Source organism: Mycobacterium sp. IEC1808 (genome assembly GCF_002101935.1).
Taxonomy (GTDB): domain Bacteria; phylum Actinomycetota; class Actinomycetes; order Mycobacteriales; family Mycobacteriaceae; genus Mycobacterium.
This window is the reverse complement of the sequence record NZ_LQPV01000011.1, coordinates 102319-123048: the sequence shown is the minus strand read 5'-3', so window position 1 is coordinate 123048 and position 20730 is coordinate 102319. Positions and strand designations below refer to the sequence as shown.

The window sequence follows — 20730 nt, the reverse complement described above, 5'->3', positions numbered from 1 at the left end:
GCTATTGCTTGTCCTTGGGCTCCAGCGCGGCGACCCGGTTGGCCAGCCAGTTGGGCGCCAGCACCGACACGGCGGTGGCCCCCGCCGTCGAACCGATCACGCCGGACCAGGCGACCGGCCCCAAGGGCGTGCAGCCGAAGAACTGGCTGACGCCCGGGGTCTGCACGATGGCGACCAGCACACCCGCGCTGCCCAGCGCGGTGGCCAGGACCAGCGGGCTGTGACGGCGGGTCAACAGGGTCTGCGCGAGCTGCGTGCTCACCAGCGCGGTGAGACCCATTGTCGACGTGCGGCGTTCGGTGCCCGGAGTCCAACGCCCGATGGCCCAGGCCGCCGTCGCGCCGGCGGCGGTGACGGCGCCGCGGGTGACGATCTGGCGCATGAGCGGCGCGTCGAGCGACGGCGAGGGTTCGGACAGCGCCGCCAGCTGGAAGGCCCGCTGCATTTCCTCGGCGTCGCGGTCGGCGCCGTCCTCATCGTCTTCTGGTTGCGGGTACTGCGGCGTGACGGCCACCGCGAGCGCGGGAAACATGTCGGTGAGCAGGTTCACCAGCAGCAGTTGACGCGTGCCCACCGGCGCCCGGCCGGTGCCCAACGCGGTCCCGATGATGGTGAAGAGCACCTCGCCCACGTTGCCGCCGACCAGGATGCTGACGGCGTCGCGCACCCCGCCCCACATGCCGCGGCCCTCGACCAGCGCGTCGAGCAGGACGCCGAGGTCGTCGTCGGTCAAGACGATGTCGGCGGCCCCGCGGGCGGCCGACGACCCGCGACCGCTGACCCCGATGCCGACGTCGGCCATCCGGATCGCGGCGGCGTCGTTGGCCCCGTCGCCGACCATCGCGACCGCCTGCCCGCTGTGCTGCAACGCCGCGACGATCTGCACCTTCTGCTCGGGGCTGACGCGGGCGAACACCTGCACGTCGGCGGCGAGTCTGGCCCGGGCGTCCTCGTCGAGCGCGGCCAGTTCGGCCCCGGTGGCCTCACGCGCATCCGACGGCAGCCCCAGCTGGCGCGCGATCGCCCGGGCGGTGATGGGGTGGTCGCCGGTGATCAGCACGACCCGGCGTCCGGCCTGCACCAGCGCCTCGATCAGCGGCCGCGCCGACGGGCGCGCGGTGTCGGCCAATCCCACAAAGCCGACCAGCTCCAGGTCGTGCGCGGCGGCGTCGACGCTGTCGGCGTCGGTGTCCTCCTCGGCGGTCCCGCGGTCCCAGTTGCGCCGGGCCACCGCCAGCACGCGCAGGCCTTCCCCGGCGAGACTCAACACCAACGACTCGGCATGGTCTTGGTCCCCGTTGCCTTCGGCGAACCGGCATCGCGGCAGGATCTCCTCGGGGGCGCCCTTGACCATCAGCATCGGCTCCGCCGTCGCGGCGGTGGCGGTGACGATGGAGGCAGAGTAGCCGCGACTGGACTCGAACGGCACCTCGGCGAGCACGGTCCACTCCGAATCCGCCTGACCATCAAGGGAATTGGCGGCCGTCAGGATGGCCTCGTCGGTGGCGTGCGCGTGCCCCTGCCCGTTGTGCGGCTGGGTGCACGCGCGCGCGGCGATGCGCAGCACCTCGACGGCGCGCGGCTCGGCGGGATCCGGGAAGGGGCCGTCCGCGCTCGTCTCCTGCGGCACCGCCCGGACGAGGCGCAGGCGGTTCTCGGTGAGGGTGCCGGTCTTGTCGAAGCACACCGTCTGGACGCGGCCCAGCGCTTCGACGGCGCGTGGGGTGCGGACCAGCACGCCGCGCCGCGACAACCGCTGGGCCGCGGCGAGCTGGGACAGGGTGGCCACCAGCGGGAGTCCCTCCGGGACGGCGGCCACCGCGATCGCGACGCCGTCGGCGACCGCCTGGCGCAGCGAACCCTGGTGCGCCAGGGCCAAACCGGTCACCGCCGCGCCGCCGGCAAGCGTCAGCGGAAGCACCTTGCTGGTCAATTCCCGCAACCGCGCCTGCACCCCGGCGGCCGACTCGACATCGGCGATCGCCGACATCGCCCGTTGCGCGGCGGTGCCGGCGCCGGTGGCCACCACGATCGCCCGGGCGCGGCCGGCGACGATGGTGCTGCCCTCGAAAAGCATGCTGGCCCGGTCGGAGTCCGTGACCGCGACGGGATCGACCTGCTTGTCCACCGGCAGCGACTCACCGGTGAGGAAGGACTCGTCGACCTCGAGGTCCTCGGCCACCAACAGGCGCGCGTCGGCGGGCACCACCTCCGGGGCGGCCAGGTCGATGATGTCGCCCGGGCGCAGCGACTTGGCGCTCACCGTCACGGTCCGTTCGGCGGAACGGGCCGCCTCGAGCCGGCGACGCGCCGTCGCAACGGTCGGGAGGACGACGCGGCGCGCGTGCCGGTCCTGCTCGGCGAACAGCTCGGCGACCGCCGCCTCGGCCCGCAGCCGCTGCACCCCGCCCGCGATCGCGTTGGCCGTCATCACGCCCGCAACCAACAGCGCGTCGACGTTGCTGCCGACGATCGCCGAGGCCGCCGCGCCCACCGCCAGGATCGGCGTGAGCGGATCGGCGAGCTCGGCTCGCGTCGCGGACAGCAGCCGCCCGAGCCGGGTGGCCGGGCCGCGCAGCGGCGCGACGAGCGGGTTGTAGGAAAGGTCGTCGAGCACCTGCCGCCAGGGCGCCTCCCCGGGCTCGACGGCCAGCGGCCGCGTACGGCTGGCCAGCCGCGAGTAAACGATTTCGGGATCCAGGGCGTGCCACGCGGTCAGCGGTTGCGGCGTGGGGTCCGGCAACCGGAGCGCCCGGGTGGCCGAGAAGACGCCGGATACCAACGCGGCCGCGGCGGCCGCGTTGACCGGGTTGAGCCAGCGCTGCACCGCCAACGGATTGGCCGTCCCGGGCTCGCCCGTGACCAGCAACAACCCGGCCAGCGTGCTGCCGCCCTTGGCCAGGCGCACCGACGATTCGGTGGCCTCCCGGGCCACCGGCAGCGTCGAAAGGATTCGCACCGCCGCGGCGAGGTCGGTGCCGGTGATGATGTCGGCGGTCCACGGCGTCGCGGCCTGCGGATCGTCCAGGGCCACGCCGACGTCGGCGACGGCCAGGGCCGCCAACGTATCGGTGGACGCGAAGTCCCGGTGCACGGCGGTGATCAGCAGCACCGGGCCACGGTCCGTCCGCAGATCGCGGACCAACTGCAGCAGCGGCGTGCCCGCGGGGTGGCTCACCGCGACGCTGGCAGTCAGGTCCTCGGTGCCGGCGACGTGGCGCAGCACCACCCGCGCCCCCGTCCGGTGGGCCGTCTGCAACAGCGGGATCGCGAACGGGTCGACCTCCCATCCCACGTCGACGCCGCCGACGCGTTCACCGTCGACGATGAGGTCGGCGTGTTCGAGGCCCTGGGCGGGCGTCGCCGACGGCTCCTGGGCGCGGAGCCATCGCAGGCGCGCCCCGGTGGCCGGCAATTCGTCGGGGTCGGGGTCGGGCGCCTCTTCACCGTGCAGCAGCGCGTCGGCGACCTCGTAGACCCGGTCCTCGTCCCAGCCGGGTACGTCTCCTCTGGCCTGCAGCACCGCGCGGTTGTCGCCGCGCAGCGCGGCGCCGTCGATGACGACCACCTTGACCCGATCCAGCCGGCGCAGGGCGCCGGGGTCCAGGATCAGTTGCCCGGCGTTGGCGAGGCCGCGCCCCAGCACAGCGGCGAAGGTCTGACGGCCCACGTGCGCGGCCCGCGGCACGCCGGCCAGCAGCGCGCCGGCCGCGTCTTCGGTGCCACCGCCGGCCAGCAGCGCCCCGGCCGCGGCGATAAGCGAGGCGTTCGCGGCCTGATCGGCGTACTCCTCGACCGGGCCGGCCATGGAACCCTTCGCGGTGTCGATGGCGGCGTCGATCGCCCCGCCGACCATCACGTGCGAGACCTCGCCGGCGGCCGCCGCGGCCCAGTTGTGCCGCGGGGCCTGCGAGCTGGGCCCGGCCGACGAGATGACGGGCACTACCGGCGCCTGGGGCCGATCCGGCGAGGCCAGCTGCGGCTCCCGCTCCCGCCAGCGCTGACGGTGGGCCGACGCCTCCGAGATCTGCAGGCCGCGTTGCGCCAGGTCCAGCATCGGCGTGCCCACCGCCTGGGTTAGTCCGTTGGCGAGGGCCGTCGAGGCGCTCAGCGCGATGTCGGTGCCGACGCGACCCAGCCGCGACTCCAGGACGGCCACCACCCGCGGCTGGTGATTGAGCAGGGCCGCCGCGGCGCGCGCGCTGCGCGGCGCGACGGGCAGGCGGCCAAGCCACCCGGTTACCGCGGCGCCGATGGCCGCGACGTCCATCGCCGCGGCGGTGAACGGGACCAGAATCGCCAACGGGTTACCCGGGTCGGCGAACGGCGCGGTGCGGCTTATCGCCTTGGGTCCGGTGAAAGCCAGGTCGGCGGCCACGCTGCACACCGTCTCCCGGACTTCGTCCAGCACCTGGTCGGCGTCGGCGTTGGCGTCGAGTTCGACCACGAGCCGGCCTAGCGCGCCCTCGACATGAGCCGTGGCGACGCCCGGAATCCTGCGAATAGGTTCCTCCACCACCGCCGCGTGTTCGTGCCAGCTGGGGAAGGGCAGCAGTGGGTCCAGGTCCAGATGCACCCGGCGCCCGCTGTGCCAGCGCACCGGCGGGGCGACACCGTTGGGGGAGGAGCCGTTGGACGCGGCGCCGATGCCGATCGCCCGGCCGGTCGTGTGGGCCATCGACGAAACCACCGGGCTGGCCAATTCCATCACCGGGCTGGCGAATATCTGCACCGCGCCCGCGGCGCCGGCCGCAGTAGAGACGCCGGCTCGTACCACCTGCGCGGCCCCGCCGGTCACGCCAGCGACGACGCTGGTTACACCCGGAATCCTCATTCCGTCACCCTTCAAACCCGTCTGCCCGCGCCTAATGATCCTGGCGTGTCAGCGGCCTGTCCACATGTGGCCCGGATGGACGGCCGCGCGATTACACCAGCGAGTGGGGCGCGTCGGACTCGCTCGGTTGCCAGGGTTGCAATTGCTTCCTGGCAAAAAGGTTACCGGGTTGGCGGCGGGCCAAACATGGGAGAACACGCAGAGGTGCAGAAATCTCGGGGAGGCGTCGTCGGAACGACGCCGTCGCGGCATCGCGCGCCGAACTGGTTGGCGGAGAAGGTGTTTCGGGAACGCCAGGCGTACCAGCCGGGCTGAAAACACAAATGCGCGGTAGCCGTCGGACGGCTACTCGCGCATTCGGCTTGGGTAAAAGGTCTACAAGATCCGGTGATTCGCCCTGCCAACCTGATAACCGGCCGGGAAGGACTTCTCGATGACCTGCAACTGATGGTTCACCCGGGACTCCAGCTCGAGGACCACGCAACTATCGCCGAGAGATTTCGACTCGAGAACTATGTACCGCTGACCACAATCGGTGATCGGGTCGCCCGAGTGCAATTTCTCGACCGGCACCGACTCCGGGGTTCCTGCTTCCTCCATCCCAACACGGTAGGTCAATTCCGCGGGGGAGGGAATAGACCTCTAGCCGGTGTCGGGCGAGCGTTGCTTGAAGAACACGCTGACGCGAGAGATCAGCCCGTCGTCTCCCCGCTCGAAAAGAATGCATTCGGGCCACGTCGCGCTGACGCCGTCGATCTCGAACGCCTCGGTCAACTCGACGTAGGAAAGGCAATCGTTCACGTGCGAGACCCGCTGCACCTCCAGCCGGTGACCCTTGAGGGTCGTACACACCTTGCGCAGGTAGGCGACGTAGTGCTGCTTGCCCTCGACGACGTCGCAGAACGGGCCCTCCCGGGTCAGTCCGTCGTCGGCGATGGTGGTGGCGAGGCCGTCCCAATCGTGGGCGGCGAGGCATTCCAGGTAGCGCTCCACGACGCCGGCCCGGACCTCAGTCACATTCGGTGACCTCACGGAAAACACAGTAAGGCACCGCGGCAACCTGGGAAACGGTGAGAATAGTGCGATGACTGCACCCAGGCCACCGGAGGCCGAAGCGCCGACGTGTTACCGGCATCCCGGTCGCCAGACCTATCTGCGCTGCAACCGCTGCGAGCGCTACATCTGCCCGGACTGCATGCGCGCGGCCGCGGTCGGTCACCAATGTGTGGAATGCGTGGAGGCGGGTGCCCGAAGCATTCGTCAGCCCCGCACGCAATTCGGCGGGCGGGAACGGCCGGGCATGCCCGTGATCACTTACGCGCTGATCGCGATCAACGTGGGAGTGTTCGCGCTGCAGATGTCGGTGCGGGGCTTGCAAAGTCAGCTCGTGCTGTGGCCACCCGCCGTCGCCGACGGCCAGCTGTACCGGCTGGTGACCTCGGCGTTCGTGCATTACGGCGCCGCTCATCTGCTGCTGAACATGTGGGCCCTGTACGTCGTCGGCCCGCCCCTCGAGATGCTGCTCGGCCGGTTGCGGTTCGGCGCGCTGTACGCGCTGAGCCTGCTGGGCGGGTCGGTGCTGGTCTACCTGATCACGCTGAACACGGCGACGGCGGGCGCGTCGGGCGCGGTGTTCGGCCTTTTCGGCGCCACTTTGGTGGTGGCGAAGCGGCTCAACCTCGACATGCGCTGGGTTGTCGCGGTCATCGTGATCAATTTGCTCTACACGTTCGTGGCTCCGGCCGTGAGTTCCGAACGGATCAGCTGGCAGGGCCACGTGGGCGGGCTGGTGACCGGCGGATTGGTCGCCGCGGCTTACGTTTACGCGCCGAGGGAACGCCGCAACCTGATCCAGGCCTCGGTCACCGTCCTGGCATCGGTTCTGTTCGCGGCGTTGATCTGGTGGCGCACGGGCGTTCTCGCGGCGGAGCTCTACCTGTGAGCTGGTGGACGGCGCACGCCGAAACCGAGCTGTCCGAAGATGTCCCCGCGCCGCCCGACGACGTCCGCGATTTTTACGTGGATCTGGACAACATCAAAGTCGTGCATCCGCTGATCGTGTCGGTGCAGGCGACGTCGCGCGCCGAAACGCCGGAAGGCTACCTGCAGAGCTACCGGGTGGTGGACCGGATTCCGTTGGGGCCGTTCACCATGCGGATCACCTATCGCGCGCGGCTGCACGTCCGCACGGACGGCGAGGTGACGACCGAGGCCGATCAGTCGCCGGGGGTGCGCCTGCGCGGAAGCGTGAGCTTCGCGCCGATCGACGGCGGAACCCGCGTCACCGAGCGGATCCGGATCGCCGCGCCCCGCCCGCTCGCCGCGATGACGACGCGGGAGGCCGTCAAGGCGCATGCCGAGATGCTGGCCGGCATCCGGCGCCACTTCGAATCCGGTTGAACGGGCGGCGTTTTAGGCGCCGGCGAAATCGATGATCCCGCGAATGTTCCGCCCTTCGCGCAGGTCCGCGAACGCCTCGTTGATCTGGTCGAGCCCATAGTGGCGGGTGACCAGCTCGTCCAGTTTCAACGCGCCCGCCTGATACAACGACAGCAGCAGCGGCACGCTGGTGCGCGGGTTCATCCCGCCGTAGAGGGCGCCCCGGAGTTGTTTGGCCGACAGCGTCATCTCCTGCAGGACCAACGGCGTCGGGGGCTCGGTGTACGGGGTGATGCCGGTGAGCACGCAGACCCCGCCCTTGCGAAGCAGCGTCATCGCCAACGGGATCAGGTCCACGTGCACAACGCCGGGGCAGACGACGACGCGGTCGGCCATCAGGCCCGCGGTGATCTCTCTGACCAACGGTATCGCGTCCTGCGCGGAGGCGGCGGTGTGCGTGGCGCCGAATATCTTGGCCGAATCCCGCTTGGATTCAACGGGATCCACCGCGACCACATATTTTGCGCCGACGGCGCGCGCGCCCTGCAGGGCGTTCATCCCGACGCCGCCGGCACCGATGACGACGACGGTGTCTCCCGGTTCGGTGCCCGCCGAGACCGTCGCGGAGCCCCAGCCGGTGCTGACACCGCAGGAGACCAGTGAGGCGGCGTGGAAGGGTATCGCGTCGTCGATCTTGATGACGGACCTCTCGGACAGCACCGCGTATTCCGCGAAAGTCCCCAGTTGCCCATAGGCCAACAGGTTTTCGTCGCCGAGGTGCCGGCGGCACGTTCCGTCGGTGGGCATCTCCCGCACGAACAGGCTCGCGCCGATATCGCAAATGTAGCTTTGACCGTTGACGCAGAACCGGCAGCTGCCGCATGCGGGGATGAACGAGAGCGCCACGTGGTCCCCGGGTTGCACCGTCGTCACGCCCGGCCCGACCTCCGCGACGACGCCGGCGCCCTCGTGGCCACCCAGCAGCGGGAACCAGTCCGGCGCGGGCTGACCGCTTGCGGCCAGCACTTCGGGGGTGGGCACCACGTCGCCGGTGTACACGTGGTCATCGGAATGGCAGATTCCGGCCACGGCCATTCGCACCAGGACCTCGCCGCCGCGTGGTGGGTCGAGAGTGATCTCGCGGACCTCCCAGTCCTCGGCGACGCCGCGCAGCACGGCGGCACGACACTTCATGGCAGACCTCCTGCTTCGGTCAGTCGCTTGACGGCCAGTTCCCGAAGTTCGCCGGCCTTGATCTTGGCGTTGCCCGTCACCGCCACTTCGTCCTCGCGGAAGAACAGCACATGGCGCGGCACCTTATAACTCGCCAATCGTTGCCGAATACAGGCCAAAAGCGCTGCGGTGTCGATGATTACGCCGTCGTGTGGCACGATGCAGGCGACAACGACCTCCCCGAGGGTGTGGTGCGGAACGCCGACGGTCTGGGCAACCTTGACGCCCGGCTGCGCCATGAGGGCCTCGTCGACTTCGCGGGGGGAGACGTTCGCGCCGCCGGTCTTGATGATGTCGGTCAGCCGGCCCTGCCAGTAGAGCCGCCCCTCGTCGTCGAGGTAGCCGCCGTCGCCGGTCGGGAAGAAGCCCTCGGAATCGAGCGTCTCGTCGAGCGGGGTGCCGAGATAGCCGAGCATGAGTGTCGGCCCCTTGACGCAGATCTCGCCCGCCTGGCCGCGCGGGACGGTGCCGCCGGTGAGCGGATCGGCGATCTTCAACGTCACACCGGGCAGCGCCACCCCGAAGCTCTCGGCGTGGACCTCGGGTGGGGTGTTGGCGGGATAACCCGTTGTGATCGTGAATGTTTCGGTGTTGCCGTAGGCGTGGCCCGGCTCGCGCCACTCGCCCGACACCGTCGGATGGTGGGCGATGGGGGTCTTGAAATCCGCGAACCGCACGCTGCTCAGGTCCACCGTGCTCCAGTTGGGCGCGCCCTCCAACTGGGCCCACTGGTGGGGCCACGCGAACGGGAAGTTCACCCGCTCGGCCTGCATGAGCTCGAGCGCCTCGGCGGCGTCGAACGTCGATTGCAGGACCAGTGCCCCGCCACTGGCCAGCGTGGATCCGAGCACCATCGTGAAATTGCCGGACCAGAAGAAGCCGTTGGCGGTCCAGCCGCGAATGTGGTCGTCCGGGCTGAACCCGTACATGCGCCGGAAGCGCCACAGCTGTATGCACACCCCGCGGTGCGCGCCGAGGATGCCCTTCGGCTTGCTGGTCGAGCCGGACGAGAAGAACAGCACGGCGGCATCGCTGGGATACACCGCCGCGGCAGTCGCCTCGACCAGTTCGCGCGGCTCGTCGTGGCCGGACGACAGGAACTCGGGCCACGATTCGATGCCCGGCGCCGGGTCACCGACGAGCGCGAGTTTGCGCAAATAGGGGTACGTCGCCGGGTCCAGCTCGGCCAGCACGGCCGCGAAGTCCTTCGTCAGCACCCTGCGTTCGAACAACAGCACCGCGATGGCGGAGGCCCGGATCAGATGGTCCAGTTCGGGCGGCGTCGAAAACGTGCTCAACGGGACGGCGATGCCCCCGGCCAAGGAGGTGCCGAACACTGCGGCAAGCCATTCCGGCCGGTTTGTCATCAACACCCCGACGCGGGTGCCGTTGCCCACGCCGCAGGCGCGCAACGCGCGCGCCACCTCGATCGCGCGGTCCCAGAGTTCGGCGTACGTCCACCGGGTGACGCTGTCGGCGGTGCGCCACACCAATGCCTCGCGCGGGCCGTACGTCCGCGTCACGTCGTGCAGGAAGCCCGGCAGCGTGAGCGACCCGAGCCCGGGCTCATCCGACAGCGGTGGCCCGGAAACGATCGAAAGAACATGTGCCGCTTGCGGATCCGTCTCGTCGGCCATGGCTACAACGGGAGTTCCACCTCGGCCGTGCAGCCGACCAGCATTTCCCCGTTCTGGTTGGTCAGCCGCAGCTTCACCTGGACCAGCGGCACACCCCAGGCCGACTCCGTTTGCTTGTCGACGATCTCGGCATCGAAATATGTCACGTCGCCCTCGAAGGCGGGCGTGCGGAAGTCGGCCTTGGAGTGACGCACCAAGCCGTCGTGGCCGGCCCAGTACGCGAGATAGTCGGTGCACCACGCGCCCATCGTGGCGCCGTAGCCGTAGGCGCGCGCCATGCCGACCTCGCTGGCCCGCTCGGCGTCGATGTGTCCACGCGACGGACCGACGTAAAGCCCGTCGCGCTTGCGCGGATCGATCTTCGCGTCTTCTTCGTCGAAGGCAAAGTCCTTGCCCCAGCCGGGATCCTGATAGACCCAGGGATCCTCGATGCCCGCTGGCGCCACCCACTCGAAGGTGCCCCAGATGTTGAACAGGAACGCCCGGTATTCGGTGGTGAAGCTGGCGATGCTGTGCGGGCCGATCACCCGACGCGGCAGCGTGTCGCCGACCTTGACCTCGTCGAAGCGGGGCGAAACACCCAGCCGGTTGGACTCGAGCCACTCGCGGCGCAGCCTCTCGACGGCCTCGAGTTCGATTTGCGTCCAGCGCTTGATCTCGCCGAGCTGGTTTTCGAACATGCCACGCTTGGTGGCTTCCTCGTACAGATAGCGGATCGCGGTGGAACGCTCACGCGCCACCAGGGCGCCGTGCTGGTTCTTGTGGACGGTGTCGCCGCGCGAAAACATCGTGGGCCCGGCAAATTTCGTCTCGGTCACCTTGTAGTCGTGGAACCGGCGCTCCTGGAACAACTTGTCCCCGGGCCGAACCGGACAGCCGTAGAACCACCACTCCTCGCCGCCGAAGATCAAGTGGCTGTTCGGGATGTGGCCGACACACGCCGGCGCCGCGCCGTGCCCGTAGTCCAGGGCTACCGCGATGGACTGCGGCGCGACGATGCCACCGAACTTCGACTCGCGCGCGAACTGCTCGTCCCAGTGCAGCGGATTGGGGTAGTCCATCGCCATCACCCAGCGCCGAATGTCCGAGGAGCTGCACGGATCCCACAACTGACCGCCGCCGATCGGCTTGCCGACCCGGTGATCGACGTCGGACAGGTCGAGGTGGGCGCCCGCGGGCTTGGTCGTCTTCTTCGTCATCGGCGCTCCCGTCAGCGGTTGACGTCGACGACGATCCGGCCGCGCACCTTGCCGTCCATGAGTTCGCCGGCCGAGGCGATGGCTTCGCCCAGCCCGATCTCCCGGGCGATCGCGTCGAGCGCGCCGGCGTCCAGGTCGCGTGCCAGGCGTTCCCAGGCGGTCAGCCGCCGCTGCTTGGGCGCCATCACGCTGTCGATGCCGAGCAGCGACACACCGCGCAGGATGAACGGCGCGACGGTCGCCGGAAAGTCCATGCCGCCGGCCAGGCCGCACGCGGTGACCGCGCCGCCGTACCGGGTCTGCGCGCAGGCGTTGGCCAGGGTGTGGCTGCCGACGGTGTCGACGACGCCCGCCCAACGCTCCTTCTGCAGCGGCTTGCCGGCCTCACTCAACTCGGCGCGGTCCAACACCGTCACGGCGCCGAGTTGCTGGAGGAACGGCTCTTCCGACGACTTGCCTGTCGCCGCGGCCACTTTGAACCCGGCCGCGGTCAACAGCGCGATCGCGACGGTGCCCACGCCGCCGGTCGCGCCGGTCACCAGGACCTCGCCCTGATCGGGGGAGACTCCACGTTGCAGGAGTGCTTCGACGCAAAGGCTGGCGGTGTAGCCGGCGGTGCCGATCGCCATCGCCTGGCGGGTGGTGAAGGCGGCGGGCAGGGGCACCAGCCAATCACTGTTGAGGCGGGCTCGCTGAGCCAGCCCGCCCCAATGCGTCTCGCCGACGCCCCAACCGTTGAGCACCACGCGGTCGCCCTTGGTCCAGTCGGCGTGGCTGCTCTCGGTCACCACGCCGGCGAGGTCGATACCGGGCACCATCGGAAACTTGCGCACCACGGGCGATTTGCCCGTGATGGCCAGGCCGTCCTTGTAGTTCAGCGTGGAGTACTCGACGTCGACGCTGACGTCACCGTCGGGCAGCTGGGCCTCGTCCAGCTCGGTGACCCCGACGGTCTGTCCCGCGTCACCCTTGTCGATCAAGACTGCTGAAAACATCTGTGCTTTATCCCTTCTGGGGCGCGTAGCCCAGGGTGCTCTTGACCTCCAGATACTCGTGGAACCCGAACTCGCTCCACTCGCGACCGTTGCCGCTGTGCTTGTAGCCGCCGAACGCCGAGTTCATGTCGAAGGCGTGGTTGATCGTCACCCAGCCGGCACGGATCTTGCGGGCCACCTCCCGGGCCTTGTCGAGGTCGGCCCCGGAAACGTAGCCAGCCAGGCCGTAGTCGGTGTCGTTGGCGATCTGCACGGCCTGGTCGAGGTCGTCGTAGCCGAGGATGCACAGCACCGGGCCGAAGATCTCCTCGCGCGCGATCGTCATGTCGTTGGTGACGTTGGCGAAGACGGTCGGCCTGACGTAGTAACCCTTGTCCAGCCCCGCCGGCCGGCCCGGGCCGCCGGCCACGACGGTCGCGCCCTCGTCGATGCCCTTCTGGATCAGGCCCTGGACCTTTTCGAATTGCGCCTGTGAGGCCACCGGTCCGATCGCCCTCTTGTCCTCGGGATTACCGACTTTCACCTGCTCGGCGACCTCGCGTGCGATGTCGATGGCCTCGGCCATCCGCGAATTCGGGACCAGCATGCGCGACGGGGCGTTACAGCTCTGCCCGGTATTCGGCATCATGTTGGCCACGCCGGCGCGGACGCTGTCGGCGAATCCCGCGTCGTCGAGGACGATGTTGGGGCTCTTGCCGCCGAGTTCCTGGGTCACCCGCTTCACCGTCGTCGCGGCGTTCCTGGCCACCTCGACACCGGCACGCGTGGAGCCGGTGAACGACACCATGTCGATATCGGGATGGCTGGCGAGCGCGACGCCGACGCCCGGGCCGTCGCCGTTGACCAGGTTGTAGACCCCGGCCGGGACGCCCGCCGCATCGAGGATCTCGGTGAAGATGTAGGCGGAGAAGGGCGCCACCTCGGACGGCTTCAGGATCATCGTGCACCCGGTCGCCAACGACGGGTAGACCTTGACCGCGATCTGGTTGAGCGGCCAGTTCCACGGCGTGATCAGCCCGCACACGCCGATCGGCTCCTTGGCGATCAGCGTTGCCCCGTGCTGTTCGGAGAACTGGAAGTTCTTCAGCACGTCGATCGCCGTCACCAGGTGACCGAGCCCGAGCTGCACCTGCGGGCCGGCGGCCAGCGACGGCGGCGCGCCCATTTCCTCGGTGACGGCGTCGGCCAGATCGCCCGCCCGTTTGCCGTATTCGGCGAGGATCGCCTCCAGCAGTTCGAGGCGCTGTTCCCGGGTGCTCTGCGACCAGCCGTCGAAAGCGCGCCGGGCGGCGTTGACCGCCACGTCGACGTCGGCGGCCGAGCCGAGCGAGATCTTTCCCGCGACCTGTTCGGTGGCCGGGTTCTCGACGTCGAAGGTGTTGGGCCGCACCGGGTCGACCCAGCGGCCGTCGATGTAGAACTTCAAGTACTCGCGCATGACTCTCCTTACTACCTACTGGGTGCCTTCTGCGTACCAGGTGCGGAATTCGTCGTACTTGGGCATCTCCTCGGAATTGGCCTTCGGATCGATGCAGACGTGGACCACGGCCGCCTTGCCGCTAGCGTAGGCCCGCTCGATCGCCGGGCCGATCTCGTCCTCCTTTTCGACGTACTCGCCGTGGCAGCCGAAGCCCTCGGCGACCTTGTCCAGACGGACGTCTTTGCTCCAGTGCACGCCGGGCTGGGGTGACGGCTGGGGAAAGGTGCGCTTGTAGACGCCAACCTCGAGGCCCCATTGGTGGTCGACGCCCACCACGCACACCAGCGGAAGCTGTTGCCGCGCGGCGGTTTCCAACTCGGCGATGTGGAACAGGAACGCCGAATCGCTGGTCAGCAGCATCACCGGGCGCTTGCCGCCCTCCGCGACAGACGCCCCGATCGCGTACGGCAGGCCGGTGCCCAGGTGGCCGAAGTTCTGGTTCCAGATGACGTCGCGCGGCTTGGCCTGCGAGTAGGTCCACTGAAAGATGACGGTCGCGCCGCCGTCGCGGACCAGGATGCCGTCCTTCGGGAACGCTCGGGTGGCCTCCACGACGAACCGCGCCGGGTGGATCGGCGTGCGGCCGGTGGGCGCGTTCTCCGCAAGCTGCGCCAGCTCCGCCGCGTCCTCGGAGATCCAGCGGTCGAGATCGGCCTTGGAAGCGGCCGACGCGTTTCTCGGCTCGTCGCGGAGCGCGTTCACCAGCTGGGGCACCACACCGCGAAGGTCGCCGACCAGGGGGATGTCGATGGGCCGGTTGACGCCTATGGCCACCGGATCCTGTTCGACCAGAATCCATTTGCGTTTCGCGTCGTTGGGTGCCCAGTGGCGGGTCCGGCCGTAGTGGCTCGGTTCGCCGAGCTCCGTGCCGAGCGCGACGCACAGATCGGACTTCACCACCGCCTCGACGGCCGCCGGCGAGAACCCGTAGGCGAAGGTGCGGTCCTGTAGGCCGTCGATGAACGACGTGCCGCCCGAGGTCTGGATCACAGGGCAGGCCATTAGGTCGGCCAGGTCCCGGACCGCAGCACCGGTCCGCGAGGTGTGGACCCCGTGTCCGACCAGCAGGATCGGGCTTTCGGCCGCCCGGATCAGCTTCGCCGCCTCGGCGACCTCGCGCTCGCCCGCGGTCTGGTTGACGAGCCGATACCTGTTGGGTGGCAGCGGATCCGGCACGTCGAGCTCTTCGAGGATGACGTGCGACGGGTACTCGATGTAGGCGGGCCCGGGTGTTCCCGACATGGCCCGGCGGATCGCCTCGTGAACGATCTCGTCGGTCTGATCGGCGTACTCGATCGACGCGCTGTACTTGACCGACGGCGCAAAGAGCGGTTCCTGCCGGACGAACTGGATGCGGCCGCGCCGGACCCGGCGCTCGGTGATGCGGGCGCGCTGGCCGCCGATGAAGATCACCGGCGAGTTCTCGACCTTCGCGCACTGGATCGCCCCGGCGATGTTGGCCATGCCGGGTCCGAGCGTGCCGATGCACAGGCCGGGCTTGCCCGTCATCCGCGACGCCGCCTCGGCCATGAAGCCCGCGCTCAGCTCGTGATGCGGTGCGACGACGGACCATCCGCGGGCGTCGGCCTCCGTGAACATGTGCACGAAGTTCGGATCCGGGATGCCGAACAGCGTGTTCACGCCCTCGACCTCGAACAGGTCGAGGATGCGCTTGTAGACGGGCACAGCCATGGTCAGAATTCCTTTCCATCGCGGACTGCGGCGCCGATTTCGGCGAGCACTTCGGCGGTGTCGGCCCCGAGTTCGGGCGCCGGCCCGGCGACCCGACCCGGTGTCCGGGAGAACCAGGTGGGCACGCCGGGAAACCGCACCGGCCCGTGCGGGGTGTCGACGGTCTGGAACATGCCGACGGCGTTGAGGTGCGGATCGTCGAACAACGCGCTCGGCGTGTTCAGCGGCGCGGCCGGTATCTCGAGCTCGCCGAACAGCGTGAGCCAGTCCCCGGTCGAGCGCTGTTTCATCGTCTCGGCCACCAGCCCGTACACGGTGTCGATGTGGCGCGCGCGCTCTTCCAACGTCGAATACAGCTCGCTGGCCCACGGCGGGCGCACGGCGTCGACGAACGCGTTCCAGTGCTTGTCGTTGTAAATGAGCGCGGCGATGTAGCCGTCGCTGGTGCGGTAGGGACGCCGGTTGGGCGCCACCGTGCGCGGATAGACGGCCGGGCCCAGGGGCGGGTCGAACAGGGCGCCGTTGGCGTGTTCGACGAGCATGAACGAGGCCATGGTTTCGAACATGGCGACCTCGACCTCCTGCCCCTCGCCGGTGCGCTCGCGGTGGAACAGCGCCATGGTCGTCGCGTACAGCGCGGTCAGCCCGGCGACCTTGTCGGCCATGATGGTGCCGACGTAATCGGCCTCGCCGGTGAGCTGCTGTTGCACCGCGGGCAGGCCGCATTCGGCCTGGATGGTGTCGTCGTAGGCGGGCCGGTCCCGTTCGGGTCCGCGCCGCCCGTACCCGTAGCAGTTGGTGTAGACGATCGCGGGGTTGATCGCGGCGACGTCGTCGTAGGCGAAGCCGAGCTTGGCGATCGCCTTGGCGCGCATCGAGTGGATGAACACGTCCGCGGTCTCGACCAGCGCGCGCAGCGCCCGCGTGCCCTCGTCGGTGCGCAGGTCCAGCACGATGCTGCGCTTGCCGCGGTTCACGTTGACGAACACCCCGCTCATGCCCGGCGCCGGACCGACCGAGATGTAGCGGGTGTTATCGCCCTGGGGCGGTTCGACTTTGATCACGTCGGCGCCCATGTCGGCCATGATCTGGGTGCAGTACGGTCCCATCACCATCGCGGTGAGGTCGATCACCCGAACGCCGGCCAGCGGTCCCGCGCCCGCCCGGCTAGCCATGCAGCACGCCTCGATCGCTGGAACGGCGCGCGAGGTCGAAGGTGTACCGGATGTGCTGGCCGTGACCGTCGGGCACTACCGGAAAGATCAGCGGCGCCTCGACGTTTCGGATCGCGTCGAGGTGCGCGCCGACGTCCTCGACCGTCCACGCCGGCCGGTGCACGCCGGGACTCTCGGCGATCACCGCCCGCGCGACCCGACCCGCGAGCGCGATGAACATCTCCCCGGTCACCGAACAGGTTTCGTGGGCGAGCCAGGCCACCGCGGGCGCGACGAGCTCCGGGCCCATCGGCGGGTAGGCCGAGGTGTCGATGCCATCGGCCATCCTCGTCACCGCGGCCGGGACGATCACGTTGCACCGCACGCCCTCGGCCGCGCCCTCGAGGGCGGCGACGTTCGCCAGCCCGAGCACGCCGGCCTTCGCGGCCGCGTAGTTGGCCACGCCGTGGTTTCCGTACAGGCCACCGATCGAGGACGTCAGCACGATGCGCCCGTAGCCGGCCTCGCACATCACCGGAAATGCCGGCCGCACAACGTGGAACGCGCCCCGCAGGTGCACGTCGAGCACGGCGTCGAAATCCTCGTAGCTCATCTCCTTCAGCGAGCCGCGCCGGACGTTGCCGGCGTTGTGGATCAGGATGTCGAGGCGGCCGTAGCGTTCCAGCGCCGCGTCGATGATCGCCTTGCCGCCTTCCGCGGTGGCCACCGAATCGGTGCTCGCGACGGCTTGCCCTCCGGCGGCGAGGATCTCACGCACAACGTCGTCGGCCGGACCGGCGTCGGTCCCATCCCCGGCGAGGCCGCCCCCGGGGTCGTTGACGACGACCTTCGCGCCGCGGGACGCCAGCAGCACGGCGTAGGAGCGGCCCAGCCCGCGGCCACCCCCGGTGACCACCGCCACCCTGCCGTCAAATCTCAAATCGGCCATCTACGTTCCGAGCACCAGACCGTCGAGGTCGCCTTTGGCACGCCATTGTTTGAGCAGGTCGTCGAACGCGTAGAAGCCGGGCGAGTAGGGCTCCCCGAGAAACGAGCGGATGCCCTCGCCGCCCCCGCCGCCCTCATTGTTGTAATAGCCGGGCGTGCAGGTCATTTCGAACGCCGAGTTGTCGATCGCGAGTTCCCGGATCGTGGCGACCCACTTGTCCTGACCCTCCTGACTCGGTTCGACGGTGGTCACGCCGCGTCTGATGGCTTCGGAGATGATGTAGGCGATGTGTTCGGCCTGCTGCTCGAACATCGCCGTGGTGTTGGCCGAAACGCCCCCCTGGAGGAAGCCGGTGTGGAACTGGTTCGGGAAGCCGCGAGTGGTCATGCCGTGCAAGGTCTTGTAGCCGTCGCGCCAGTGATCGAAGAGCGACGCCCCGTCGCGGCCTTCGATCGCATCCATCGCGTAGCGGCGGCTGATCTCGGTGGAGATCTCGAAGCCGCTGGCGAAGATCACGCAATCGATCTCGTACTCAACGCCGTTGGCGACGATGCCGTTCTCCGTGAGCCGTTCCACGCCCTTGGACTCCGACACGTCGATCAACGTGACGTTGGGATTGTTGAAGGTCGGCAGGTACTCGTCGCTCGAGCACGGTCGCTTGCACAGGAACCGGTAGTAGGGCTTGAGCGCTTCGGCGGTATCGGGGTCATCGACGATGTCGGCAATCCGGCGGCGCAGCCGCTCCATGATCTTGTAGTCCTCTTCCTCGCGGATCGCCATGATCTGTTCGATTCCCAGCGACGCGGGGTCGTCACTGGCGGCGATGCGCGCAGTCATGTTGCGTCCCAGCTCGGTCCAGAAGTCGCACACCAGATCGGCCGCATCGAACACCACGCCCTCGAACGGCGACCAGCGATGGAAATTGCGCTTGCGCTCCGCCTGCCATCCGGGCTGCAGCGATTCCACCCAGTGCGGACTCGTGGGCTCGTTTCCGCGCTCGTCCACCGATGAGGGTGTCCGCTGGAATACGTACAAATGCTTGGCATCCCGACCCAGGTGGGGAACCAACTGAACACCCGTCGCCCCGGTGCCGACGAGGGCGACCCGCTTGTCGGCAAGCTTGTGCAGTCCGCCGTTGGCGTCGCCGCCGGTGTAGTCGTAGTCCCAGCGCGCCGAGTGGAAGGCGTGGCCTCCGGCGTCCAAGTAGTCCTTGAGGCCGGGGATCCCGGGCAACTTGGGCCGGTTGTAGGAGCCCTGTGTCATCACCACGAATCGGGCGCGGATGTCGTCGCCACGATTCGTCCGCAGCCGCCAGCGTTTGATCGCGTCATCCCAGCGCAGCGTGCGCACCTGGGTAGAGAAGATCGCCCCGTCGTACAGTCCGAAATGCTTGGCGATGCGGCGACAGTGTTCATAGATCTCCGCACCGTCGGCGAACTTCTTGCTCGGCATGAAGTCGAGTTCTTCGAGCATCGGGATGTAGCAATACGCGTCGTTGTCACACTGGATTCCGGGGAAACGGTTCCAATACCAGACGCCGCCGAAGTCGCCGCCCATCTCGATGACGTGAACATCGTCGACGCCGGACTTCTTCAGGTAGGCGCCCGCCAGCAGCCCGGCGATGCCCCCTCCGAGAACCGCTACCTCGACGTCTTCGGTGATCGGCGTGCGCGGAGTCACCGGCGTGTGCGGATCGACCTCCGAGAACTCGGCGAAATCGCCCTTGAGTTCCAGATATTGCTTAGATCCTTCGGGGCGCAACCGCTTGTCGCGCTCGTGCAGATACTTCTCGCGCAGCGCGTCGATGTCGATGTCTTGTGGGGTGTCGGTCGGCCCACAGGTGTCGAAATTCGTCATTGAATCTCTTTCGGCTCACCGGTGCCCATGTACTTCGACAGTTGGTAGTGCAGGTTGACGGTGCTGCGCTCACGGTAGGGATTGGGCTTGGTGCCCGGGAAGCCCAGCGATTTCATGCCCTGCTGCACGGCGGCCATGTTGGAGAAGTCCTGGGGCAACACCGAGCGCCACCGCGGGTCACCGACCGGGGTGTACTCCCACTCCGTTTGCGGCTCTTCGCCTTTCGGAAACAGTTCGAACACCGACACCTCGAAGATGCACTTGTCGGGGTTGTAGCTCGGGTCCGGCCGGGCGCCGTAGCACAGCGCAACCGTCAGGCCCTGACCGATCTGGAAGTTCGGGAAGATCTGCCACGCGGTGCCGGCCTGCCCGAGGATGTCGGGTGGGATCGTCGGCCAGATCACGCCGCGGGCCGCGTCGTCGCGGCGCGCCGACGCCAGCCAGTGCTCGAGGACCTTGTCCGCCGGGGTGCCCTCGGGCAGCTCGGCGACGAGTCGTTTGGCGGCGTTCACCAGCGTCTCGGTGGTGGAGGTGTTGGTTTCCTCCATCGTGTAGATCTGCATCTCCGCGGTCGACACGCGGGGATCGGCGCCGGTGCCGAGGCGGATCTTGGACTTGGTCGCGGCGAGGTCGTCCGGCGCGTCGTAGCCGATGTTGCTGTGCTTGCCCTGCGCCTTGGCCCACCCCTTGAATTCGCCGAACTTGTTGAACTCCGGATGGGTCGTGTAGACGTGGTAGGTCTCGTTGAACGCCTCCAGCGCGACCTTCCAGTTGCAGTCGAAGTAAAGCCATTTGCGCCATTTGCAGCGCATGTTCTCCAAACCGAACGGGTCGAGGATCTTGGCGGCGGGGAACAGGTAGTCGGCCAGCGGCTCGCAGTCGGGGTCCATGTTGATCCACAACCAGCCGCCCCACGTGTCGACATTGACCGGCCGAAGGTGGGTGTTCTCCGGGGTCAGCGCCTCCTGCCAGTCCTGTTGCTCGCGGATGTGAGTGCACGCCCCGTCCAAACCGTATGTCCAGCCGTGGAATCCGCACACGAACGACTTGCGGGCGCGGCCGCAGGCGTTCTTCGCGCCCTGCGGCGTGTCGATCAGCCTTCGGCCGCGGTGCATGCACACGTTGTGGTGCGCGCGAAATTCGTTGCGGCCGGTGCGCACCACGATGATCGAGTCGTCGAGAATGTCGTAGGTCAGGTAGCTGCCCACCTCGGGCAGCTCTTCGACGCGGCCGACCTGCTGCCACACCTTGCGCCACAGCTTGTCGCGCTCGGCGCGGGCGTAGTCCGCGCTGATGTAGGCCTCGACGCCGATCGTCATGG

At 68.7% G+C, this 20730-nt stretch carries 15 protein-coding genes; 2 read left to right on the top strand and 13 right to left on the bottom strand.

Going from position 1 to position 20730, the window contains the following annotated elements; genetic code table 11:
* Window position 1: 1 nt before the first annotated feature.
* The 3 genes from AWB92_RS07240 to AWB92_RS07230 all read right to left on the bottom strand — a co-directional run bounded on the left by AWB92_RS07240 (window position 2) and on the right by AWB92_RS07230 (window position 5851).
* Window positions 2-4834 (bottom strand): cation-translocating P-type ATPase, encoded by a 4833-nt coding sequence (locus tag AWB92_RS07240; RefSeq protein WP_085184701.1) that lies wholly within the window; start codon window positions 4832-4834, stop codon window positions 2-4.
* 375 nt (window positions 4835-5209) lie between these two features.
* A complete protein-coding gene (locus AWB92_RS07235) occupies window positions 5210-5434 on the bottom strand; it encodes a hypothetical protein (RefSeq protein ID WP_068130514.1) in 225 nt (74 codons plus the stop codon).
* 42 nt (window positions 5435-5476) lie between these two features.
* Complete coding sequence (locus AWB92_RS07230; protein ID WP_085184700.1) at window positions 5477-5851, bottom strand: nuclear transport factor 2 family protein; 375 nt, start codon at window positions 5849-5851, stop codon at window positions 5477-5479.
* A 67-nt stretch (window positions 5852-5918) separates the two neighbouring features.
* On the opposite strand from AWB92_RS07230, the gene AWB92_RS30410 reads away from it, so the two are divergent.
* A complete protein-coding gene (locus AWB92_RS30410) occupies window positions 5919-6776 on the top strand; it encodes a rhomboid family intramembrane serine protease (RefSeq protein WP_241523394.1) in 858 nt (285 codons plus the stop codon).
* Window positions 6773-7234, top strand: a complete 462-nt coding sequence (locus tag AWB92_RS30405; protein WP_241523393.1) for an SRPBCC family protein — start codon at window positions 6773-6775, stop codon at window positions 7232-7234. The genes AWB92_RS30410 and AWB92_RS30405 overlap by 4 nt, the downstream gene beginning before the upstream one ends.
* Before the next feature lie 12 nt (window positions 7235-7246).
* Here AWB92_RS30405 and AWB92_RS07220 read toward each other — a convergent pair whose 3' ends face one another.
* The 10 genes from AWB92_RS07220 to AWB92_RS07175 are packed head-to-tail and all read right to left on the bottom strand — an operon-like array spanning window position 7247 to window position 20728.
* Window positions 7247-8407 carry an NDMA-dependent alcohol dehydrogenase gene (locus AWB92_RS07220; protein WP_277622282.1) on the bottom strand — a complete coding sequence of 387 codons (1161 nt, stop codon included), beginning with the start codon at window positions 8405-8407 and terminating at the stop codon, window positions 7247-7249.
* Complete coding sequence (locus AWB92_RS07215; RefSeq protein ID WP_085184699.1) at window positions 8404-10083, bottom strand: class I adenylate-forming enzyme family protein; 1680 nt, start codon at window positions 10081-10083, stop codon at window positions 8404-8406. Before AWB92_RS07215 ends, AWB92_RS07220 begins: the two co-directional genes overlap by 4 nt.
* 2 nt (window positions 10084-10085) lie before the next feature.
* Window positions 10086-11282: a MaoC family dehydratase N-terminal domain-containing protein gene (locus AWB92_RS07210; protein WP_085184698.1), complete on the bottom strand. Its 1197-nt coding sequence runs from the start codon at window positions 11280-11282 to the stop codon at window positions 10086-10088.
* 11 nt (window positions 11283-11293) lie between these two features.
* Window positions 11294-12277, bottom strand: coding sequence for an MDR family oxidoreductase (locus AWB92_RS07205; protein WP_085184697.1), 984 nt, complete (start codon window positions 12275-12277; stop codon window positions 11294-11296).
* A 7-nt stretch (window positions 12278-12284) separates the two neighbouring features.
* Window positions 12285-13715, bottom strand: a complete 1431-nt coding sequence (locus tag AWB92_RS07200) for an aldehyde dehydrogenase family protein (protein ID WP_085184696.1) — start codon at window positions 13713-13715, stop codon at window positions 12285-12287.
* 15 nt (window positions 13716-13730) lie between these two features.
* The gene (locus tag AWB92_RS07195) at window positions 13731-15449 is read right to left on the bottom strand and encodes a thiamine pyrophosphate-binding protein (RefSeq protein ID WP_085184695.1); all 1719 of its coding nucleotides are present in this window, start codon (window positions 15447-15449) and stop codon (window positions 13731-13733) included.
* 2 nt (window positions 15450-15451) lie between these two features.
* Complete coding sequence (locus AWB92_RS07190; protein ID WP_085184694.1) at window positions 15452-16624, bottom strand: CoA transferase; 1173 nt, start codon at window positions 16622-16624, stop codon at window positions 15452-15454.
* Window positions 16617-17552, bottom strand: coding sequence for an SDR family NAD(P)-dependent oxidoreductase (locus tag AWB92_RS07185; RefSeq protein ID WP_085184693.1), 936 nt, complete (start codon window positions 17550-17552; stop codon window positions 16617-16619). The genes AWB92_RS07190 and AWB92_RS07185 overlap by 8 nt, the downstream gene beginning before the upstream one ends.
* Window positions 17553-19409 (bottom strand): NAD(P)/FAD-dependent oxidoreductase, encoded by a 1857-nt coding sequence (locus AWB92_RS07180; RefSeq protein WP_085184692.1) that lies wholly within the window; start codon window positions 19407-19409, stop codon window positions 17553-17555. It abuts the gene before it with no gap.
* Window positions 19406-20728 carry an aromatic ring-hydroxylating dioxygenase subunit alpha gene (locus AWB92_RS07175; RefSeq protein WP_085184691.1) on the bottom strand — a complete coding sequence of 441 codons (1323 nt, stop codon included), beginning with the start codon at window positions 20726-20728 and terminating at the stop codon, window positions 19406-19408. Before AWB92_RS07175 ends, AWB92_RS07180 begins: the two co-directional genes overlap by 4 nt.
* Window positions 20729-20730: the final 2 nt, after the last annotated feature.